The organism is Enterobacter sp. QK-SA4, assembly GCF_056856775.1.
In genome coordinates this window covers 1,488,211-1,509,124 of the sequence record NZ_JBXFXH010000007.1, presented here as the reverse complement: position 1 = coordinate 1,509,124, position 20,914 = coordinate 1,488,211, and the positions used below count along the sequence as shown (strand labels likewise).

The window sequence follows — 20,914 nt, the reverse complement described above, 5'->3', positions numbered from 1 at the left end:
CCCGGACAGTCGCGCTGGAAATTCAGTTATTACCCTTTATACTGCCCTATCGCCACAGAGCACGACCATAACGGGTTAAAGATATCAATGAGTCAGACTGAAACTACCGCCCCGAGCAAATTCTCCCTTCTCCCCGGGAGCATCACCCGTTTCTTTCTTCTTTTGATCGTTGTGCTGTTAGTCACCATGGGGGTGATGGTACAAAGCGCGGTTAACGCCTGGCTGAAGGATAAGAGCTATCAGGTCGTGGATATCACCCACGCCGTGCATAAGCGCATAGACACCTGGCGCTACGCCACCTGGCAGATTTACGACAATATCGCTGCTGCCCCGACCTCCTCGTCCGGGGATGGACTTCAGGAGACGCGACTTAAGCAGGATGTCTATTATCTCGAAAAACCGCAGCGTAAGACCGAGGCCCTTATCTTTGGCTCTCACGACAGCGCGACGCTTGAGATGACGCAGCGTATTTCGACCTATCTGGATACCCTCTGGGGGGCCGAAACGGTACCGTGGTCGATGTACTATCTGAACGGTCAGGACAACAGCATGATCCTGATCTCTACGCTGCCGTTAAAAGATCTCTCGTCCGGCTTTAAAGAGACAACCGTGGGCAGCATCGTCGATTCCCGCCGGGCAGAGATGCTGCAGCAGGCGAACGCCCTTGATGAGCGTGAGAGCTTCTCTTCCCTGCGTCGTCTGGCCTGGCAAAACGGTCATTATTTTACCCTGCGCACCACGTTCAACCAGCCAGGGCATCTGGCGACGGTGGTGGCCTTCGATTTACCGATTAATGATTTAATCCCGCCGGATATGCCGCTCGACAGCTTCCGCCTGGAGCCAGACAGCAGCACCCAGAACATGCGTGCGGCGTCCGACAAAGAGGCCGCAGAGAGCGTATCGATCTCCTTTAACGGTTCGAAAATCGAAATTGCCTCATCGCTGAACTCGACCGGCATGCGTCTGGTGTGGCAGGTGCCGTTTGGCACGCTGTTGCTCGACACCCTGCAAAATATTCTGCTGCCTCTGCTGCTGAATATCGGTCTGCTGGCGCTGGCGCTGTTTGGCTACAGCACCTTCCGTTTCCAGACGGGGCGTCAGAGCGACGCCTCTGCGGTTCCGGCCGGCACCAGCAATGAGCTGCGCGTATTACGTGCACTGAATGAAGAGATTGTTTCCGTGCTGCCGCTTGGCGTCCTGGTTCACGACCAGGAGGCGAATCGTACGGTGATGAGCAACAAAATTGCCGACCATCTGCTGCCGCATCTTAACCTGCAGAACATCACCACCATGGCGGATCAACACCAGGGGGTGATTCAGGCCACCATCAACAATGAACTGTACGAGATCCGTCAGTTCCGCAGCCAGGTGGCTCCCCGCACGCAAATCTTCATCATTCGCGACCAGGATCGCGAAGTGCTGGTCAATAAAAAGCTCAAGCAGGCGCAAAGGCTGTATGAGAAAAACCAGCAGGGGCGCGCCGCATTTATGCAGAACATTGGCGATGCCTTCAAGCAGCCGTTAAAAACGCTGGCGACCCAGGCGGCGGCGTTAAACACCTCTGAAAGCCACCAGCTTGCCTGTCAGGCCGATTCGCTGGTCAGAATGGTTGATGAGATCCAGCTGGCGAACATGCTGGAAAATGATTTCTGGAAGGGAACACCAGCCCTCTTCTCCATCCAGGATCTGATCGATGAAGTGGTGCCGGAAGTGCTGCCCGTCATTAAGCGCAAAGGGCTGCAGCTGCTGATCAATAACAATCTCCCTGCGAATGACGAACGCCACGGCGATCGCGAAGCGCTGCGCCGCATTCTGCTGATGATTATTCAGTACGCCGTGACCACCACGCAGATCGGCAAGATCACCCTTGAAGTCAGCACCGAGGAGTCGGCAGAAGATCGTCTGACGTTCCGCATCCTGGATACCGGGGAAGGCGTCACAACAAGTGAAATTGATAATCTGCACTTCCCGTTCCTGAATGACACGCAGAGCGATCGCTACGGCAAGGCCAATGCCCTGACCTTCTGGCTGTGCGATCAGCTGGCGCGTAAGCTTGGCGGCCACCTGAATATCAAAGCCCGTGAATCCCTCGGCACCCGCTATTCTCTGCATGTGAAAATGGCGGCCAATCCGCAGGAAGAGGATGAAGAACGTCTGCTGGATGACGTCGTGGTGATGGTCGATGTGACCTCGAACGAGATCCGCAATATTGTCGTTCGTCAGTTAGAAAACTGGGGAGCGGCCTGCATCACGCCGGATGAAAGACTTGCAAGTCAAGAATTTGATCTGTTTTTAACTGATAATCCGTCTAATCTTACTGCCTCCGGCTTGCTTTTAAGCGATGATGAGTCAGGCGTGCGGAAAATCGGCCCTGGCCAGCTGCGCGTCAACTTTAATATAAGCAATGCGATGCAGGAAGCTGTACTACAACTAATAGAAGAGCAGCTGGCGCAAGAAGAGATAACGGAGTCACCGTTAGGCGGCAATGAAAATGCCGAGCTTCACGCCAGCGGATACTATTCACTCTTTGTTGATACAGTACCAGATGATGTTAAGCGGTTGTATACTGAGTCCGCTGCGAATGATTTTGCAGCGCTGGCACAGACAGCACACCGGCTTAAAGGGGTGTTTGCCATGCTTAATCTGGTTCCCGGCAAGCAGTTATGTGAAACGCTGGAACATCTAATTCGTGAGAAAGATGCCTCTGGCATTGAAAAATACATCAGCGACATTGACGCCTACGTCAAAAGCTTGCTGTAGCAAGGTAGCCTTATACATGAACAATATGAACGTAATTATTGCCGATGACCATCCGATTGTACTGTTCGGTATTCGCAAATCACTTGAACAGATCGAGTGGGTGAATGTAGTCGGTGAATTTGAAGACTCTACAGCACTGATCAATAACCTCCCAAAGCTTGATGCACACGTGCTCATTACCGATCTCTCCATGCCTGGAGACAAATACGGTGATGGGATCACGCTCATCAAATACATTAAACGTCACTTCCCGGATATCTCGATCATTGTTCTGACCATGAACAACAACCCGGCGATCCTGAGCGCGGTGTTGGATCTGGACATCGAAGGGATTGTGCTGAAACAGGGCGCCCCGACCGATCTGCCAAAAGCGCTCGCTGCGCTGCAGAAAGGCAAGAAGTTCACGCCTGAGAGCGTCTCTCGTCTGCTGGAAAAAATCAGCGCGGGTGGCTACGGTGACAAACGCCTGTCCCCGAAAGAGAGTGAAGTTCTGCGCCTGTTCGCAGAAGGTTTCCTGGTGACCGAGATTGCCAAGAAGCTGAACCGCAGCATTAAAACCATCAGCAGCCAGAAGAAATCAGCGATGATGAAGCTGGGCGTGGACAACGATATTGCTCTGCTGAACTATCTCTCCTCCGTTACGCTGAGCGCATCGGACAAGGATTGATCCCGGACGGGTGTGCGGCCTGAGGCCCTCACCCCGTCCCTCTCCCGCGGGGAGAGGGTGAAAAAACGAAAAGGCCCTTGCGGGCCTTTTTTATATTCTGGTTTTTCTCACGCGATCCGCGTAAATCGACAATGTCTGCTTCAGCACGTCCAGCGTCACCGGCTTCGACAGACAGCTGTCCATGCCTGACTCCAGACAACGCTGTTTCTCTTCCGCCAGCGCGTTCGCCGTTACGCCCACCACCGGCAGCGTCAGGCCCAGCTGTCGGATGCGCTGCGTCAGACGGTAGCCGTCCATGTTTGGCATGTTGACGTCGCTAAGCACGATATCAATATGATTTTTACTCAGCACATTCAGCGCATCCACGCCGTCATTGGCGGTTTTGCACTGGTAGCCCAGCGATCCAAGCTGGTCTGCAAGCAGGCGACGGTTAATCGGATGGTCATCCACCACCAGAATCATCATATCGTCATTTACCGACGCCAGAGACTCCGGTGACGGCAATCCGCCCGCGCCGTCACGCTCTTCCAGCTCCACTTTGTAGATGCGCGCCAGCAGGCTCAACAGCTCGTGCGGCGTTGCAACACTGTGTACCCATTCCCCAGGCGCACGCTCGACAGGAATGCCGATGTGGCGACGGCAAAAGAGCACCGACCCTCTCCCCTGCCACGGCTGCTCCGGCATCTCGTCGGCGATAAGCACATCGTCCACATCCGGTGTTTGACCTTCATAGAGACACACCCTGACTCCACTGTGGGCAAGCAGCGCCGTCAGGTAGTCATTCAGCGAGGCGTTATGCACCGCCAGCCAGCAGCGCTTGTCGCGCAGCCCGTCTACCGTCGCTTTTGCCGGATACTGCGCCGAATAGAGCGGAATGCGGATGGTGAACTGGCTGCCCATGCCGGGCTCGGTATCCACAGAGATATCGCCGTCCATCATGCTGACGAGCTTCTCACAAATCGCCAGCCCCAGTCCGGTGCCCTGGAAGTTACGCTGCACGCCGGTCCCGACCTGGAAGAACGGGTCGAACAGGCGGACCACTTCCTTCGCCGGGATGCCGACGCCCGTGTCGCGCACGCGAATGCTCAGGTAATCCCCTGCCCGGCAAACGTGCAACACGATACAGCCAACGTCGGTGAATTTGATGGCGTTGCTGAGCAGGTTTGAGATGACCTGTTGCAGGCGCATCGGATCGCCGTGCAGCGTCAGCGGCACGTCTGGTTCAATAAAGCAGTAGAGCCCCAGCTGTTTACGCACCACCAGCGGCAGATAGTTGGCGCTGATGTGGTTCATCACCTCGCGCGGCGAGAACTCCCGCGGTTCGATTTTCAGCTGCTCAGACTCAATTTTAGAGAAGTCGAGAATATCGCTGATGATTTTCAGCAGCAGGCTGGAGGAGTTGTTCATTGCCGTCACCAGCCTGTCGACCCCTTTCGGCAACTCTTTGGTCTGCAGCAGGTCGAGGTTACCGATGATCCCGTACAGCGGCGTTCGCAGCTCGTGGCTGACGGTGGCAAGGAACATGGATTTCGACTGGCTGGCCTGCTCCGCGGCCTGGGCCATCTCCTGCAGAGACTCTTCCATCTTCACGCGCGCGGAGACATCCACCAGCACGCAAATCGCCACGTTTTCATTGCGATAGCGGGAATGCACAAAGCTGATCTGCAGGTTGGTGTGCGTGCTGGTGAGCACGTCGACAAAGTTAACCTGCTGGCCGCAGATAATTTGCGTCAGCCTCTGGCGGTCTTCGTGCGTCAGCATGTTCAGGTAGTTATGCGCCAGCTCGTTACTCAGGATGTTGGTTCCGTCCTGGGTACGCAGAATGCAGATCCCCACCGGCGCCGACGCGACAATCTTCCGGTTAAACTGCTCGTGTTCCTCCAGCCGCTGGGCATCGCTTTCGGCCGGAATAAAGATTTTCCGCTCATACATGCGCGCCAGGGTGAACAGCGCACCACCCGCGATCAGGTTCAGCAGAATGGCATTCATGATGAGAATGCGTATCCGCTCAAGCACCATGTCCACTGGCACCGAGTAGACAATACTTAGCGACGAAGGCGGCAGGCTCTTCTTCAGCACCAGTTCGCGGAAGCCGGAGGTATAGCCAAACCACGACCGCTCCTGCATCCAGTGCGGTTCGACGTTTAACCGGTTATCCGGCCCGGCAAGTGAGATCAGCTGATGACCGTTTTCATCCAGAATGGTCACCCCCATAGGCAGGCTGCCCGGGGTGAAAAAGTTTTCCATACGAATGGTCTGCTCAATCCCCAGCAGCGCCTGCAGGCGATTGCCCAGATACACCGGCGTCAGGGCGTAGAAATAGCCCACGCCCGGGCGCGGGCCCTGGCTAACCCAGAAGATGTTATTCCCGCGCTCGTCCTGCGGCGCATTGCGGTATTTCACAATACGTTCATGCAGGCTTTTCAGCGCATCGTCACGCTCAACGGGCACGTCGCGCAGGCCAAAGTCAGCCATGCAGAGATTTTCACTGCCAATCAGGAATACGCGGTTCAGGTCATAGGCGGCGGAGAAATTGTCGCGCCAGTAGCGCATAAACCAGGCAAGGGATTCCAGCGACCCGCGCCAGGTATTGCTCATGGTGGAGCAATCGGAGTCCGGGAACAGCGGCTGGAAGTCCGGGACTTCGGTATTGTCATTCCGCCCGCGAAGCGCAAGGATGCCGTTTTCCGCCGTCAGACGATTTTCGGCAATATACTTCAGCTCCTTCATCACGTCAGACGTTCGCTGAATGTAGCGCTGGGCCTGGTCGGAGCTTAAGTTAAACTCCTGGCGGATCTCCGCTTCTTTCTGGTGCAGCGCGTTAACGATGTAAAACACCGAGAACAAGGCCACCAGCAGCCAGAGCAAGAGCGCCAGCGCCCGAAACAGATAGCGAGAAACTTTCAGCGTAGTACGAAAGGAGACGAGGTATTTCAAGGGGGCGAGGCTCCGCCATCGGGGTCAAAAGAATGTGGTTAAGGTAGCGGTAAACGCGCCAGGTCGCAACGTTGACTTATCTGCTTGTGCAAAAGAAAAGGGCCGGAATCCGGCCCTTTTTTGCATCAGGAGACATTACTCGTCAGCGTCATCCGCTACGTCATCGTCGGTGTCGGCTTCCGGCGCGATATCATCATCGCCTTCCGCAACGCTACCGTCGATGGAATCGAGCTCTTCGTCATCCACCGGCTCAGCAACGCGCTGCAGACCCACCACGTTTTCATCTTCCGCTGTACGGATGAGGATCACGCCCTGGGTGTTACGCCCCACCACGCTGATCTCAGACACGCGGGTACGCACCAGCGTACCGGCATCGGTGATCATCATGATCTGGTCGGCATCGTCTACCTGCACCGCGCCCACAACGGAACCGTTGCGCTCGGTCACTTTGATAGAGATAACGCCCTGCGTGCCGCGAGACTTGGTTGGGTATTCCCCTTCCGCCGTACGTTTACCGTAACCATTCTGCGTCACGGTCAGGATAGCCCCTTCACCGCGCGGAATAATCAGAGAAACAACGCTGTCTTCGCCAGCCAGTTTGATACCACGAACGCCCGTAGCGGTACGACCCATTGCACGGACGGCGTTCTCTTTAAAGCGCACCACTTTACCGGCCGCAGAGAACAGCATCACTTCATCAGAACCGGAGGTCAGATCCACACCGATCAGCTCGTCGCCTTCGTTCAGGTTCACCGCGATGATCCCGGCGGAACGTGGGCGGCTGAACTCGGTCAGCGCGGTTTTCTTCACGGTACCGCTGGCGGTCGCCATAAAGACGTTCACGCCCTCTTCGTACTCGCGTACCGGCAGGATGGCGGTGATACGTTCGTTCGCTTCCAGCGGCAGCAGGTTGACGATTGGACGGCCACGCGCGCCGCGGCTCGCTTCCGGCAGCTGATAAACTTTCATCCAGTACAGACGACCGCGGCTGGAGAAGCAGAGGATCGTGTCATGGGTGTTCGCCACCAGCAGGCGGTCAATGAAGTCTTCTTCTTTAATACGCGCTGCAGACTTGCCTTTACCGCCACGACGCTGTGCTTCGTAGTCGGTCAGCGGCTGATACTTCACATAGCCCTGGTGAGACAGGGTGACCACCACGTCTTCGCGGTTGATCAGATCTTCAATGTTGATATCAGAGCTGTTCGCGGTGATTTCGGTGCGACGCGCATCGCCGAACTGGTCGCGGACCAGCTCCAGCTCTTCACGGATCACTTCCATCAGACGCTCTGCGCTGCCCAGGATATGCAGCAGTTCAGCAATCTGTTCCAGCAGCTCTTTGTATTCGTCGAGCAGTTTTTCGTGCTCAAGGCCGGTCAGTTTCTGCAGACGCAGATCCAGAATCGCCTGAGCCTGCTGTTCAGTCAGGTAATACTGACCGTCACGCACGCCGAATTCAGGTTCCAGCCACTCTGGACGCGCTGCGTCATCGCCCGCACGTTCCAGCATCGCGGCAACGTTACCCAGATCCCACGGACGGGAAACCAGGGCTGCTTTCGCTTCCGCCGGGGTTGGCGCACGACGGATCAGTTCGATGATCGGGTCGATGTTGGCCAGCGCAACCGCCAGCGCTTCAAGGATGTGCGCACGGTCGCGCGCTTTGCGCAGTTCGAAGATGGTACGGCGGGTCACCACTTCACGGCGGTGACGCACGAACGCGCTCAGGATCTCTTTCAGGTTCATGATCTTCGGCTGACCATGGTGCAGCGCAACCATGTTGATACCGAAGGAGACCTGAAGCTGAGTCTGGGAGTACAGGTTGTTCAGCACAACCTCACCCACCGCGTCGCGTTTGATCTCAATCACGATGCGCATACCGTCTTTGTCAGACTCGTCACGCAGCGCGCTGATGCCTTCAACACGTTTTTCTTTTACCAGCTCGGCGATTTTTTCAATCAGACGCGCTTTGTTCACCTGATACGGGATCTCGTGAACAATGATGGTTTCACGGCCGGTTTTAGCGTCCGCTTCCACTTCGGCGCGGGCACGGATGTAAATCTTGCCGCGGCCGGTGCGGTACGCTTCTTCAATACCGCGACGACCGTTGATGATCGCCGCCGTTGGGAAGTCCGGACCCGGGATGTGTTCCATCAGCCCTTCAATGCTGATGTCTTCATCGTCGATATAGGCCAGGCAGCCGTTGATCACCTCGGTGATATTGTGCGGCGGAATGTTGGTTGCCATACCGACCGCGATACCGGACGAACCGTTAACCAACAGGTTCGGGATCTTGGTTGGCATCACATCTGGGATGCGCTCGGTGCCGTCGTAGTTATCGACGAAATCAACGGTCTCTTTTTCCAGGTCGGCCATCAGCTCATGAGCGATTTTCGACATACGGATTTCCGTATAACGCATCGCCGCAGCGGAGTCGCCGTCGACTGAACCAAAGTTACCCTGACCATCTACCAGCATGTAACGCAAGGAGAATGGCTGCGCCATACGAACGATGGTGTCATAAACGGCGGTATCACCATGCGGGTGATATTTACCGATGACGTCACCGACGACGCGGGCAGATTTTTTATAGGCTTTATTCCAGTCATTGCCCAATACGTTCATGGCGTATAGTACGCGACGGTGTACCGGCTTAAGGCCATCGCGGACGTCCGGCAGCGCACGGCCAACAATGACCGACATCGCATAGTCCAGATAGGAGCTCTTCAGCTCTTCCTCGATGTTAACCGGTGTAATTTCTCTCGCAAGGTCGCTCATCTAACCGCTATCCCTCTACTGTATCCCGGATTCAAAGGTCGCAAATTATAACACAGCCGAGGTGATTGAGGTAAACCTATACGCTTTATTCACGGGGATTGCCTGATATACTCCTTTGTCTTGCTAAATAAGGAGTAAAAGCGCCCATGAATGCCGAAAAATCCCCGGTGGCTCACAACGTTGACCACGAAGAGATTGCCAAATTTGAAGCGGTGGCGTCCCGCTGGTGGGATCTCGAAGGTGAGTTCAAACCGCTGCATCGCATTAACCCGCTGCGTCTGGGCTATATCGCGGAGCGTTCCGGCGGTCTGTTCGGTAAGAAAGTGCTCGACGTCGGCTGCGGCGGCGGCATCCTGGCTGAGAGCATGGCGCGCGAAGGGGCGAATGTTACGGGCCTGGATATGGGCTTTGAACCGCTCCAGGTTGCCCGCCTTCACGCGCTGGAGTCCGGCATACAGGTGGAATACGTGCAGGAAACCGTGGAAGAGCACGCGGCAAAACACGCCCATCAGTACGATGTGGTGACCTGCATGGAGATGCTGGAGCACGTACCCGATCCGCAGTCGGTGGTACATGCCTGTGCAAAACTGGTGAAGCCGGGCGGCCAGGTCTTCTTCTCAACCATCAACCGCAACGGTAAAGCCTGGCTGATGGCCGTTGTCGGCGCGGAGTATGTGCTGCGCATGGTGCCGAAAGGGACGCACGACGTGAAGAAATTCATCAAGCCTGCGGAGCTGTTAAGCTGGGTTGACCAGACGTGGCTCAAAGAGCAGCACATCACCGGCCTGCACTACAATCCGCTAACCAATAAATTCAAACTCGCACCGGGCGTTGATGTTAACTATATGTTGCACACAACCGCCAAAAACGACTAACGTCATTCGTTATTCTTATAAAGATTGCGCGACATCATGTTGCGCAATTCTGACCTCCCGTTGAAGAAATCAGCACTCGATCAAATTTTGAATTTTTTTTCTTAATTATTGACATGTCTTCCAGGCCTTACGGTACGAGGACTTAGCCTTTTTTACCCTTTCACAACCTCAATTTAACGCCAAAATCAACCCTTGTGCTGAAAAGATTCGATACTAGAATACTCACCATATAGCGTTTTTCTTATCGCAAACCCCCTACATGTAGTATTTATCCACAGAGTTAGTCACAAGACGGATCTGTGGATAAACGGGGGATATTTTTTATTTCACGGACAGGTAAAACCCACATGAATCAGAGTCTGCTGGTGACAAAGCGCGACGGTACTACCGAGCGTATCAATCTGGACAAAATCCATCGAGTTCTCGACTGGGCAGCAGAAGGACTGAACAACGTATCTATCTCCCAGGTTGAACTGCGTTCTCACATTCAGTTCTACGACGGCATCAAAACGTCTGATATCCACGAAACGATCATTAAAGCAGCGGCAGACCTCATCTCCCGCGAAGCACCGGATTATCAGTACCTCGCTGCACGTCTGGCGATTTTCCATCTGCGTAAAAAAGCCTACGGTCAGTTTGAGCCGCCGAAGCTTTACGATCACGTGGTGAAAATGGTTGAGCTGGGCAAATACGACACGCATCTGCTGGAAGACTATACGGAAGAAGAGTTCGAGCAGATGAACGGGTTTATCGATCACTGGCGCGACATGAACTTCTCCTACGCGGCGGTGAAGCAGCTCGAAGGCAAATACCTGGTTCAGAACCGTGTAACCGGTGAGATCTACGAAAGCGCCCAGTTCCTCTATATTCTGGTGGCCGCCTGCCTGTTCTCTAACTACCCGCGTGACACCCGTCTGGAATACGTGAAGCGTTTCTACGATGCGGTATCCACGTTCAAGATTTCTCTGCCGACGCCAATCATGTCTGGCGTGCGTACTCCAACCCGTCAGTTCAGCTCCTGCGTACTGATCGAGTGTGGGGACAGCCTGGATTCCATCAACGCCACCTCCAGCGCCATCGTGAAATACGTCTCCCAGCGTGCCGGTATCGGCATCAACGCCGGTCGCATCCGTGCGCTGGGCAGCCCGATTCGCGGCGGTGAAGCGTTCCACACCGGCTGTATCCCGTTCTATAAACACTTCCAGACGGCCGTAAAATCCTGCTCTCAGGGCGGCGTGCGCGGCGGTGCTGCGACCCTGTTCTACCCGATGTGGCACCTGGAAGTGGAAAGCCTGCTGGTCCTGAAAAACAACCGCGGCGTGGAAGGCAACCGCGTGCGTCACATGGACTACGGCGTGCAGATCAACAAGCTGATGTACACCCGTCTGCTGAAAGGCGAAGACATTACGCTGTTCAGCCCGTCCGACGTTCCGGGCCTGTATGACGCGTTCTTTGCCGATCAGGACGAGTTCGAGCGTCTGTACACCAAATACGAAAAAGACGACAGCATCCGTAAGCAGCGCGTGAAGGCGGTAGACCTGTTCTCTCTGATGATGCAGGAACGCGCCTCTACCGGCCGTATTTACATCCAGAACGTGGACCACTGCAACACCCACAGCCCGTTTGATCCAGTAGTTGCGCCAGTGCGCCAGTCTAACCTGTGCCTGGAGATCGCCCTGCCGACCAAACCGCTGGAAGACGTGAACGACGAAAACGGCGAAATCGCGCTGTGTACGCTGTCCGCGTTCAACCTGGGCGCGATTAAGAGCCTGGACGAGCTGGAAGAGCTGGCCGTGCTGGCGGTTCGCGCGCTCGACGCCCTGCTGGACTACCAGGATTACCCGATCCCGGCCGCTAAACGCGGTGCGATGGGCCGCCGTACCCTGGGTATCGGCGTGATCAACTTCGCCTACTGGCTGGCGAAAAACGGCAAGCGTTACTCCGACGGCAGCGCTAACAATCTGACGCACCAGACGTTCGAAGCGATTCAGTACTACCTGATGAAAGCCTCTAACGAGCTGGCGAAAGAGCAAGGCGCGTGCCCGTGGTTCAACGAAACCACCTACGCGAAAGGCATTCTGCCAATCGACACCTACAAGAAAGACCTGGATGCGATCGTCAGCGAGCCGCTGCATCTCGATTGGGAAGGCCTGCGCGAGTCCATCAAGACCCACGGCTTGCGTAACTCTACGCTCTCTGCCCTGATGCCGTCCGAGACCTCTTCGCAGATCTCTAACGCCACCAACGGTATTGAACCGCCGCGCGGCCACGTCAGCATCAAAGCGTCGAAAGACGGCGTGCTGCGTCAGGTGGTACCGGACTACGAAACGCTGGGCAACAACTACGAGCTGCTGTGGGAAATGCCAAACAACGACGGCTACCTGCAGCTGGTGGGTATCATGCAGAAGTTTATCGACCAGTCGATCTCTGCCAATACCAACTATGACCCGACGCGCTTCCCGTCCGGCAAGGTACCGATGCAGCAATTGCTGAAAGACCTGCTCACCGCCTACAAATTTGGCGTGAAAACCCTGTACTATCACAACACCCGTGACGGTGCGGAAGACGCGCAGGACGACATGGTACCGTCAATTCAGGACGATGGCTGCGAAAGCGGCGCATGTAAGATCTAATGAAGGGCGGGGATATCCCCGCCTTTATTTCGTAAGACAGGACACACTCATGGCATATACCACCTTTTCACAGACGAAAAACGACCAGCTCAAAGAGCCGATGTTCTTCGGCCAGCCGGTCAACGTGGCACGCTACGATCAGCAAAAATATGACATCTTCGAAAAGCTGATTGAAAAGCAACTCTCCTTCTTCTGGCGCCCGGAAGAAGTGGACGTCTCCCGCGACCGTATTGACTACCAGTCGCTGCCGGATCACGAAAAACATATCTTCATCAGCAACCTGAAGTACCAGACGCTGCTGGACTCCATTCAGGGTCGTAGCCCGAACGTGGCGCTGCTGCCGCTGATCTCCATTCCGGAGCTGGAAACCTGGGTGGAAACCTGGGCGTTCTCCGAGACTATCCACTCCCGCTCTTACACCCACATCATCCGCAACATCGTGAACGATCCGGCGGTGGTGTTTGACGATATCGTCACCAACGAGCAGATCCAGAAGCGCGCGGAAGGCATTGCCCATTACTACGACGAGCTGATCGAGATGACCAGCTACTGGCATCTGCTGGGCGAAGGTACGCACAACGTGAACGGTAAAACCATCACCGTGAACCTGCGCGCGCTGAAAAAACAGCTTTACCTGTGCCTGATGAGCGTCAACGCGCTGGAAGCGATCCGCTTCTACGTGAGCTTCGCCTGCTCCTTCGCCTTTGCCGAGCGCAAGCTGATGGAAGGCAACGCCAAAATCATCCGTCTGATCGCCCGCGATGAAGCCCTGCACCTGACCGGTACCCAGCACATGCTGAACCTGCTGCGCAGCGGTACGGACGATCCGGAGATGGCGGAAATCGCCGAAGAGTGCAAGCAGGAGTGCTACGACCTGTTCGTGCTGGCGGCTCAGCAGGAGAAAGAGTGGGCCGACTACCTGTTCCGCGACGGCTCCATGATTGGCCTGAATAAAGACATCCTGTGCCAGTACGTTGAGTACATCACCAACATCCGCATGCAGGCCGTCGGTCTTGACCTGCCATTCCAGACGCGCTCTAACCCGATTCCGTGGATCAACACCTGGCTGGTGTCCGATAACGTGCAGGTTGCGCCGCAGGAAGTGGAAGTCAGCTCTTATCTGGTCGGTCAGATTGATTCTGAAGTCAACACCGACGACCTGAGCAACTTCCAGCTCTGATGTCACGCGTCACGTTAAGTCTTTCCGGCACTGAGGTGCTGTGTCGGGAGGAGCACCCTTCTCTGCTGGTGGCGCTTGAGGCGCATCAGGTAGAAGTAGAGTACCAGTGTCGTTCCGGCTACTGCGGCTCCTGCCGCTGCCGCCTGGTCGCCGGCCAGGTGGACTGGCTGACCGAGCCGCTGGCCTTTATCAACGAAGGGGAAATTTTGCCCTGCTGCTGCCGGGCAAAAGGCGATATAGAGATCGAGATGTGATGTTGTCCTTATCCCCTCTCCCGGTGGGAGAGGGTTAGGGTGAGGGCATCAGGCCGCAGAGCCAGATTGTCGGGTGGCGGCTTCGCCTTACCCGACCTGCCAAACCTACTTCCGGTGAATGAATTCGACCGCTTTATCCGGGAAATCCGTAAACAGTCCGTCCACGCCCGCCTGGTTATACAACACCTCATAAAGCTGATTCACGTCCGTGGCATACGGCGGCAGCTGGTCTGCACGCACGGTATACGGATGTACCTGCATCCTGCTGGCGTGCGCCTCTTTCACCATCGCCGTCAGCTTCACGTGGCCCGGCGCTGAGCCTTCCGCCACCAGCATGTGGTAATCCGGCCCGATGCCGTCGGCGTACTGCGCAATCTGCTTCATCGCGCCCGGCTTAAACATCCAGTCGTAGTTATAGTTCACCCACTTGCCGTCCGGCTGCTTCTCCTGGGTTTCATTCCAGTCGGTATAGGCAATCAGCTGCACCAGATTGAGGTTCATCCCCATCTTCGGCTCCAGCTCGGTTTTGATGCGCTTCAGCTCGGCGGCGTCAAAGCACTGCAGGTAGACTTTGTCCTTCTTGCTGGTGTAGCCGTACTGTTTCAGCACCTCCAGCGTCTTCGCGGCAATGTCTTTGCCTTCCTGATGGTGGAACCACGGCGCTTTGATCTCCGGGTAGATGCCGATATTTTTACCGGTTGAGTGGTTCAGCCCCTGAACAAACTCAATCTCTTCCTGGAAGGTATGGATCCGGAAGTCAGATTTGCCCATCGGGAAACGTCCCGGATAGACCTGCACCCTCTTGCCGTTTTCGATCTCGAAGCCTTCGGTAAACTTCAGGGAACGGATCTCCGCCAGGGTGAAATCAATGGCATAGTAGCGGCCATCTTTTCGCGCGCGGTCCGGGAAACGCTCCGCCACGTCCGTCACGCGGTCCAGGTAGTGGTCATGCAGTACGACCAGCTGGTCGTCCTTGGTCATCACCAGATCCTGCTCCAGATAATCCGCGCCCTGGGCATAGGCCATCGCTTTCGCCGGGAGCGTATGCTCCGGCAGATAGCCGCTGGCGCCGCGGTGGGCGATAACGATTTTATCCGCCGCCAGCGCGGAGCCTGTCATCAGGCCCGCCAGCAGCAGGCCGGTTGTTACGTAAGATAATTTCATCGCAATGCTCCTTATTGACGACGCGCCAGCACTTCCGCGTGGTGACGTTTCTCACCGATCATGACCACAATGAGCAGCAGTACCGCCAGCACGCTGCCGCCGATCATCACCATAAAGCCGCCGTCCCAGCCGAAGAAGTCAACGGTGTAGCCCACAATGGCGCTCGCCGCGACCGAACCGCCGAGGTAGCCGAACAGGCCGGTAAAGCCTGCCGCCGTGCCCGCCGCTTTTTTCGGCGCCAGCTCCAGCGCGTGCAGGCCGATCAGCATTACCGGACCATAAATCAGGAAGCCGATAACGATCATGCAGGCCATGTCTACTGATGGGTTGCCCGGCGGGTTGAGCCAGTAAACGACGGTCGCGATGGTGACCAGGGTCATAAAGAACACGCCCGTCGCCCCGCGGTTGCCTTTAAACACTTTGTCCGACATCCAGCCGCAAAGCAGCGTGCCCGGGATCCCGGCATATTCATACAGGAAATAGGCCCAGGAAGACTTATCCAGCGCGAAGTGCTTAACCTCTTTCAGGTAGGTTGGCGACCAGTCGAGGATGCCGTAGCGCAGCAGGTAAACGAACACGTTTGCCACCGCGATGTACCACAGCAGCTTGTTCGGCAGCACGTACTTCATGAAGATCTGTTTGGCGGTCAGCTCTTCTTCGTGCTCCTTGCTGTAATCATCTGGATAATCGTTTTTGTACTCTTCAATCGGCGGCAGGCCGCAGGACTGCGGCGTATCGCGCATCAGGGCGAAGGCAATAATCGCCACCAGAATGGCGCCAAAGGCAGGCATATAGAGCGCCGCGTGCCAGTCGTTGAACCAGGCCATCCCCAGCAGGAACAGCAGCGGCGGAATACCGCCGCCCACGTTATGCGCGCAGTTCCACACCGACACGATGCCGCCGCGTTCCTTCTGCGACCACCAGTGCACCATGGTACGTCCGCACGGCGGCCACCCCATCCCCTGGAACCAGCCGCAGAGGAACAGCAGCACGAACATAATCGCAATACTGGACGTCGCCCACGGCACAAAGCCCATGAACAGCATGACCGCGGCCGCCAGGATCAGGCCGGCGGGCAGGAACACGCGCGGATTCGAGCGATCCGACACGGAACCCATGATGAATTTGGAAAAACCGTAGGCGATTGAGATCCCCGACAGCGCGAAACCCAGATCGCCGCGGGAGAAGCCCTGCTCCACCAGATACGGCATGGCGAGCGCGAAGTTTTTACGTACAAGGTAGTACGCCGCGTACCCGAAGAAAATTCCCAGGAAAATTTGCCAGCGCAGACGGCGGTATAGCGGATCAATTTCTGCCTCTGGCAGACGCGCCCTGTGCGGCGCAGGTTTGAAGATACTGAGCATAACAGCCTCCGTGGCCTTGAATTGAATGGGCAGGTGGCTCGCACCTGAATTCCAGAGGCGGGGATGTTAAGAAATCACGGTGATTGTTACTGTGAATCAACGCACAGATTGTTACAGAAATATGTCAGAATGCGCAAAAAAGCGCATGAAATCACGTTTCACTTTCGAATTTCGCGCGTTTATGTTCGAAATCAAACAAACCACACTATTGATATGGCTAAATGATAAAAAAACGAACATAGAGGGTAAACAATGACCATTCACGATCCTCGCCACAGCGATGTGATAATCATTGGCGGTGGCGCAACCGGCGCCGGGATCGCACGCGACTGCGCCCTTCGCGGCTTGAGCGTCACGCTGCTGGAGCGCCACGATATCGCCACGGGCGCAACCGGGCGTAACCACGGCCTGCTGCACAGCGGCGCGCGGTATGCGGTCACCGACGGTGAATCCGCACGCGAATGTATTGCTGAAAACCAGATCCTCAAGCGTATCGCCCGCCACTGCATTGAGCCAACCAACGGCCTCTTTATTACTCTTCCCGAAGATGATCTCGCCTTTCAGGACACCTTTATTACCGCCTGCACTGCGGCGGGCATTCAGGCTGAGGCCATGGACCCGGCGCTGGCGCGGCGACTGGAACCGTCGGTTAACCCGGCGCTTATCGGCGCGGTGAAAGTGCCTGACGGCACCGTTGACCCCTTCCGCCTGACGGCCGCCAATATGCTGGACGCCCGCGAGCATGGCGCGCGCATCCTGACCGGGCACGAAGTGACCGGGCTTATCCGCGAGGGGAATCGTATCTGCGGCGTGCGGATCCTTGATACGCAGTACAACGAACACAGCGAGCTGTATGCCGCCGTGGTGGTCAACGCGGCGGGGATCTGGGGGCAGCGCATCGCGGAATACGCGGACCTGTCGGTGCGCATGTTCCCGGCGAAAGGCTCGCTGCTGATCCTCGACCACCGCATTAATAACCACGTGATTAACCGCTGCCGCAAGCCGTCCGATGCCGATATCCTGGTGCCGGGCGACACCATTTCGTTAATCGGTACCACCTCAACCCACGTGGATTACAGCGAGATTGACTACAACCGCGTGACCGCCGAAGAGGTCGACGTCCTGCTGCGCGAAGGGGAAAAACTGGCCCCGGTGATGGCGCAGACGCGTATTCTGCGCGCCTACGCGGGCGTGCGTCCGCTGGTTGCCAGCGACAACGACCCGAGCGGACGTAACGTCAGCCGGGGAATCGTGCTGCTCGATCACGCCGAGCGCGACGGCATGGACGGGTTTATCACCATCACCGGCGGCAAGCTGATGACCTACCGCCTGATGGCCGAGTGGGCGACCGATGCCGTCTGCCGCAAGCTGGGGAATACCGAAACATGCGTGACGGCAGACCAGCCGCTGCCCGGCTCGCGTCAGTCCACCGAAAAAACGCTGCAAAAAATCATCTCCCTGCCCGCGCCGCTGCGCGGATCCGCGATTTACCGCCACGGCGACAGAACGCCGCAGTGGCTCGGTGAAGGACGCCTGAGCCGCAGCCTGGTATGCGAGTGCGAAGCCGTCACCGCCGGTGAGGTGCAGTACGCGGTGGAGAGCCTGACGGTCACAAGCCTGCTCGATCTTCGTCGCCGCACCCGCGTGGGAATGGGTACCTGTCAGGGCGAACTGTGCGCCTGTCGTGCCGCCGGGCTGCTGCAGCGTTTTCATACCACCACCGCCACCCAGTCGCTCGATCAGCTCAGCGCGTTTTTAAACGAGCGCTGGAAAGGCATTCAGCCTGTCGCCTGGGGCGATGCCCTGCGCGAAAGCGAATTTACCCGCTGGGTCTACCAGGGGCTTTGCGGTCTTGAGAAGGAGCGACGCGATGAAATTTGATACCGTAATCGTCGGCGGCGGGCTGGCAGGCCTGCTCTGCGGCATCAAGCTCTCGAAGCAGGGTCTTCGCTGCGCCATTATCACCCGGGGCCAGAGCGCCCTGCACTTCTCGTCGGGCTCTCTGGATCTGGTGGACGAAGCGTACCGCGACAAGCTGCCGCCGGAGCACCCGTATCACCTGATTGGCGCCCAGCATATTGACCGCTTTGCGCTGGAGACCGAAGCGCTACTGGCGGACTGCGGCGCGCGTCTGAAGGGAAGCGCCCGGCTCAATCATCAGCGCGTCACCCCGCTCGGCACCCTGCGCTCTGCCTGGCTCAGCCCGGAAGAAGTGCCCGTTGCTCCCTTCAATGCCGCACGCGTCCGGGTCGTGGGCATTAGCGGCTTTCTGGATTTTCAGCCCCATCTCGCGGCCGCGTCGCTCTGTCGTCAGGGCGTCAATGCCGAAACGGCAGAGATAGAGCTTCCTGAGCTTGATGTCCTGCGCGACAACCCGAGCGAGTTTCGCGCGGTGAATATCGCCCGTTTTCTGGATAACGAGGACAAATGGCCGCTGCTGTATGACGCGCTCAGACCGCTCAGCGATAGCTGTGATGCCCTGCTGATGCCCGCCTGCTTCGGTTTACGCGACAACCGGCTCTGGCGCTGGCTCTCGGATCGTCTGCCCTGCACGCTCGGCCTGCTGCCAACCCTTCCCCCTTCCGTACCCGGCATTCGCCTGCATACCCAGCTCCAGCGCCAGTTTGTCGCGCAGGGCGGCGTGTGGATAGCGGGTGATGAGGTGAAAAAAATCACCCTGACCGACGGCGCGGTGAGCGAAATCTGGACGCGCAACCACGACGATATTCCGCTTCGTGCCCGCTATACGGTGCTGGCAAGCGGCAGCTTCTTCAGCAACGGGCTGCTGAGCAGCCGGGAGGGCATCCGGGAAGCCATCATGGGGCTGGATGTTCGTCAGCGAGCCTCCCGCGCGGACTGGTATCAGAGCGATTTCTTCTCGCCGCAGCCCTGGCAGCAGTTTGGCGTGATCGTCGATAACCAGTTACATCCGCAACTTTCCGGTAAGCCCGTCAGTAATCTCTTTGCCATCGGCTCGCTGCTGGGCGGGTACGATCCCATTGCCCAGGGATGCGGTGGCGGAGTCTGCGCCGTCACGGCGCTGTATGTGGCAGAGCAGATTAGCCAGCGCACGGAGGCTGAACAATGAACGACACCCGTTTTGAAAGCTGCATTAAATGCACGCTGTGTACCACCGTCTGCCCGGTGAGCGGGGTCAACCCACGCTATCCCGGGCCAAAGCAGGCCGGGCCGGACGGCGAGCGTCTGCGCCTGAAGGACGGCAAGCTGTACGACGAGGCGCTGAAATACTGCATCAACTGCAAACGCTGCGAAGTCGCCTGCCCGTCGGATGTGAAAATCGGCGATATCATCCAGCGCGCCCGGGCGCGCTACAGCACGCAAAAGCCGACGCTGCGTGACGCTATTCTGAGCCACACCGATCTGATGGGCAGCGTCTCGACGCCGTTTGCCCCGCTGGTGAATGCCGCGACCTCTCTCAAACCGGTGCGCCAGCTGCTGGATGCCACGCTGAAGATAGACCATCACCGCAGCCTGCCGAAATATTCTCACGGCACCTTCCGCCGCTGGTACAAATCCGTTGCGGCGGAACAGGCGCAGTACGCCGATCAGGTGGCCTTCTTCCACGGCTGCTATGTGAACTACAACCACCCGCAGTTGGGTAAAGATCTGCTGAAGGTACTGAACGCCATGGGAACGGGCGTTCAGCTACTGAACAAAGAGAAGTGCTGCGGCGTGCCGCTGATTGCTAACGGGTTTACCGATAAAGCGCGCAGTCAGGCTCGAAGCAATGTCACCTCCCTGCGTGAAGCCATCGTCGACAAAGGCATACCGGTGCTGGCGACCTCGTCCACCTGTACCTTCACCCTGCGCGATGAGTACCCGCATCTGCTGGACGTGGATAACACCGGCCTGCGAGAGCACATCGAGCTGGCAACACGCTTCCTGTGGCGCAAGCTGGACAGCGGGCAGACGTTGCCGCTGGGGAAAGTACCCCTGAAAGTGGTGTATCACACGCCGTGTCATATGGAGAAAATGGGCTGGTCGCTCTATACGCTGGAGCTGCTGCGGTTAATTCCGGGCCTGGAGCTGACGGTGCTGGATTCGCGCTGCTGCGGGATTGCGGGAACCTACGGCTTTAAGCGTGAAAACTATGAAACGTCGCAGGCGATCGGCGCCCCGCTGTTCCGTCAGATTGAGGAGAGCGGCGCGGATATCGTGGTGACGGACTGCGAAACCTGCAAGTGGCAGATTGAGATGTCCACCAGCAAGCGCTGCGAGCATCCAATCTCCCTGCTGGCGAAGGCGCTGGGCTAAACAGTGCCGGGGCGAAACGCCCCGGCACAGGTT

General features: G+C 57.1%; 13 protein-coding genes. 9 read left to right on the top strand and 4 right to left on the bottom strand.

Translation table 11 applies throughout. The annotated features are described in order from the left end of the window. Positions 1-87 precede the first annotated feature (87 nt). Positions 88-2,760, top strand: coding sequence for a phosphotransferase RcsD (gene rcsD / locus AC1VYI_RS08790; RefSeq protein WP_058841535.1), 2,673 nt, complete (start codon positions 88-90; stop codon positions 2,758-2,760). Positions 2,761-2,776: 16 nt separating this feature from the next. Further along, positions 2,777-3,427 (top strand): response regulator transcription factor RcsB, encoded by a 651-nt coding sequence (gene rcsB / locus AC1VYI_RS08785; RefSeq protein WP_006176468.1) that lies wholly within the window; start codon positions 2,777-2,779, stop codon positions 3,425-3,427. Between the two features lie 90 nt (positions 3,428-3,517). Here the strand turns inward: rcsB and rcsC are convergent, their stop codons facing one another. Then, entirely contained in the window at positions 3,518-6,364 is a 2,847-nt protein-coding gene (gene rcsC, locus AC1VYI_RS08780) for a two-component system sensor histidine kinase RcsC (RefSeq protein WP_134867347.1), read from the bottom strand. Positions 6,365-6,499: 135 nt separating this feature from the next. Then, on the bottom strand, positions 6,500-9,136 hold the full coding sequence (gyrA, locus tag AC1VYI_RS08775; protein ID WP_045354270.1) for a DNA topoisomerase (ATP-hydrolyzing) subunit A: 2,637 nt from the start codon (positions 9,134-9,136) through the stop codon (positions 6,500-6,502). A 146-nt stretch (positions 9,137-9,282) separates the two neighbouring features. On the opposite strand from gyrA, the gene ubiG reads away from it, so the two are divergent. From ubiG to yfaE, 4 genes are all read left to right on the top strand, one after another. Next, complete coding sequence (gene ubiG / locus AC1VYI_RS08770) at positions 9,283-10,011, top strand: bifunctional 2-polyprenyl-6-hydroxyphenol methylase/3-demethylubiquinol 3-O-methyltransferase UbiG (RefSeq protein WP_023312512.1); 729 nt, start codon at positions 9,283-9,285, stop codon at positions 10,009-10,011. A gap of 347 nt (positions 10,012-10,358) precedes the next feature. Then, on the top strand, positions 10,359-12,644 hold the full coding sequence (gene nrdA, locus AC1VYI_RS08765; RefSeq protein WP_023312513.1) for a class 1a ribonucleoside-diphosphate reductase subunit alpha: 2,286 nt from the start codon (positions 10,359-10,361) through the stop codon (positions 12,642-12,644). A gap of 49 nt (positions 12,645-12,693) precedes the next feature. Beyond that, positions 12,694-13,824, top strand: a complete 1,131-nt coding sequence (gene nrdB / locus AC1VYI_RS08760; protein ID WP_023312514.1) for a class Ia ribonucleoside-diphosphate reductase subunit beta — start codon at positions 12,694-12,696, stop codon at positions 13,822-13,824. Then, entirely contained in the window at positions 13,824-14,078 is a 255-nt protein-coding gene (yfaE, locus tag AC1VYI_RS08755; protein WP_008500234.1) for a class I ribonucleotide reductase maintenance protein YfaE, read from the top strand. The genes nrdB and yfaE overlap by 1 nt, the downstream gene beginning before the upstream one ends. 105 nt (positions 14,079-14,183) lie before the next feature. On the opposite strand, the gene glpQ is transcribed toward yfaE, so the two are convergent. Next, positions 14,184-15,242 carry a glycerophosphodiester phosphodiesterase gene (gene glpQ / locus AC1VYI_RS08750; protein WP_134867346.1) on the bottom strand — a complete coding sequence of 353 codons (1,059 nt, stop codon included), beginning with the start codon at positions 15,240-15,242 and terminating at the stop codon, positions 14,184-14,186. Between the two features lie 11 nt (positions 15,243-15,253). Continuing rightward, the gene (gene glpT, locus AC1VYI_RS08745) at positions 15,254-16,606 is read right to left on the bottom strand and encodes a glycerol-3-phosphate transporter (protein WP_045354273.1); all 1,353 of its coding nucleotides are present in this window, start codon (positions 16,604-16,606) and stop codon (positions 15,254-15,256) included. 252 nt (positions 16,607-16,858) lie between these two features. On the opposite strand from glpT, the gene glpA reads away from it, so the two are divergent. The 3 genes from glpA to glpC are packed head-to-tail and all read left to right on the top strand — an operon-like array spanning position 16,859 to position 20,881. Further along, entirely contained in the window at positions 16,859-18,487 is a 1,629-nt protein-coding gene (gene glpA, locus AC1VYI_RS08740) for an anaerobic glycerol-3-phosphate dehydrogenase subunit A (protein ID WP_134867343.1), read from the top strand. After that, positions 18,477-19,694: a glycerol-3-phosphate dehydrogenase subunit GlpB gene (glpB, locus tag AC1VYI_RS08735; RefSeq protein WP_134867342.1), complete on the top strand. Its 1,218-nt coding sequence runs from the start codon at positions 18,477-18,479 to the stop codon at positions 19,692-19,694. The genes glpA and glpB overlap by 11 nt, the downstream gene beginning before the upstream one ends. After that, complete coding sequence (glpC, locus tag AC1VYI_RS08730; RefSeq protein ID WP_134867341.1) at positions 19,691-20,881, top strand: anaerobic glycerol-3-phosphate dehydrogenase subunit GlpC; 1,191 nt, start codon at positions 19,691-19,693, stop codon at positions 20,879-20,881. Before glpB ends, glpC begins: the two co-directional genes overlap by 4 nt. The last annotated feature ends 33 nt before the right edge of the window (positions 20,882-20,914 follow it).

Excerpts from the sequence above, each read along its gene's own strand:
- rcsD (WP_058841535.1), top strand. The coding sequence starts at position 88 with ATGAGTCAGACTGAAACTACCGCCCCGAGCAAATTCTCCCTTCTCCCC.
- rcsB (WP_006176468.1), top strand. The coding sequence starts at position 2,777 with ATGAACAATATGAACGTAATTATTGCCGATGACCATCCGATTGTACTG.
- gyrA (WP_045354270.1), bottom strand. The coding sequence starts at position 9,136 with ATGAGCGACCTTGCGAGAGAAATTACACCGGTTAACATCGAGGAAGAG.
- ubiG (WP_023312512.1), top strand. The coding sequence starts at position 9,283 with ATGAATGCCGAAAAATCCCCGGTGGCTCACAACGTTGACCACGAAGAG.
- nrdA (WP_023312513.1), top strand. The coding sequence starts at position 10,359 with ATGAATCAGAGTCTGCTGGTGACAAAGCGCGACGGTACTACCGAGCGT.
- nrdB (WP_023312514.1), top strand. The coding sequence starts at position 12,694 with ATGGCATATACCACCTTTTCACAGACGAAAAACGACCAGCTCAAAGAG.
- yfaE (WP_008500234.1), top strand. The coding sequence starts at position 13,824 with ATGTCACGCGTCACGTTAAGTCTTTCCGGCACTGAGGTGCTGTGTCGG.
- glpQ (WP_134867346.1), bottom strand. The coding sequence starts at position 15,242 with ATGAAATTATCTTACGTAACAACCGGCCTGCTGCTGGCGGGCCTGATG.
- glpT (WP_045354273.1), bottom strand. The coding sequence starts at position 16,606 with ATGCTCAGTATCTTCAAACCTGCGCCGCACAGGGCGCGTCTGCCAGAG.
- glpA (WP_134867343.1), top strand. The coding sequence starts at position 16,859 with ATGACCATTCACGATCCTCGCCACAGCGATGTGATAATCATTGGCGGT.
- glpB (WP_134867342.1), top strand. The coding sequence starts at position 18,477 with ATGAAATTTGATACCGTAATCGTCGGCGGCGGGCTGGCAGGCCTGCTC.
- glpC (WP_134867341.1), top strand. The coding sequence starts at position 19,691 with ATGAACGACACCCGTTTTGAAAGCTGCATTAAATGCACGCTGTGTACC.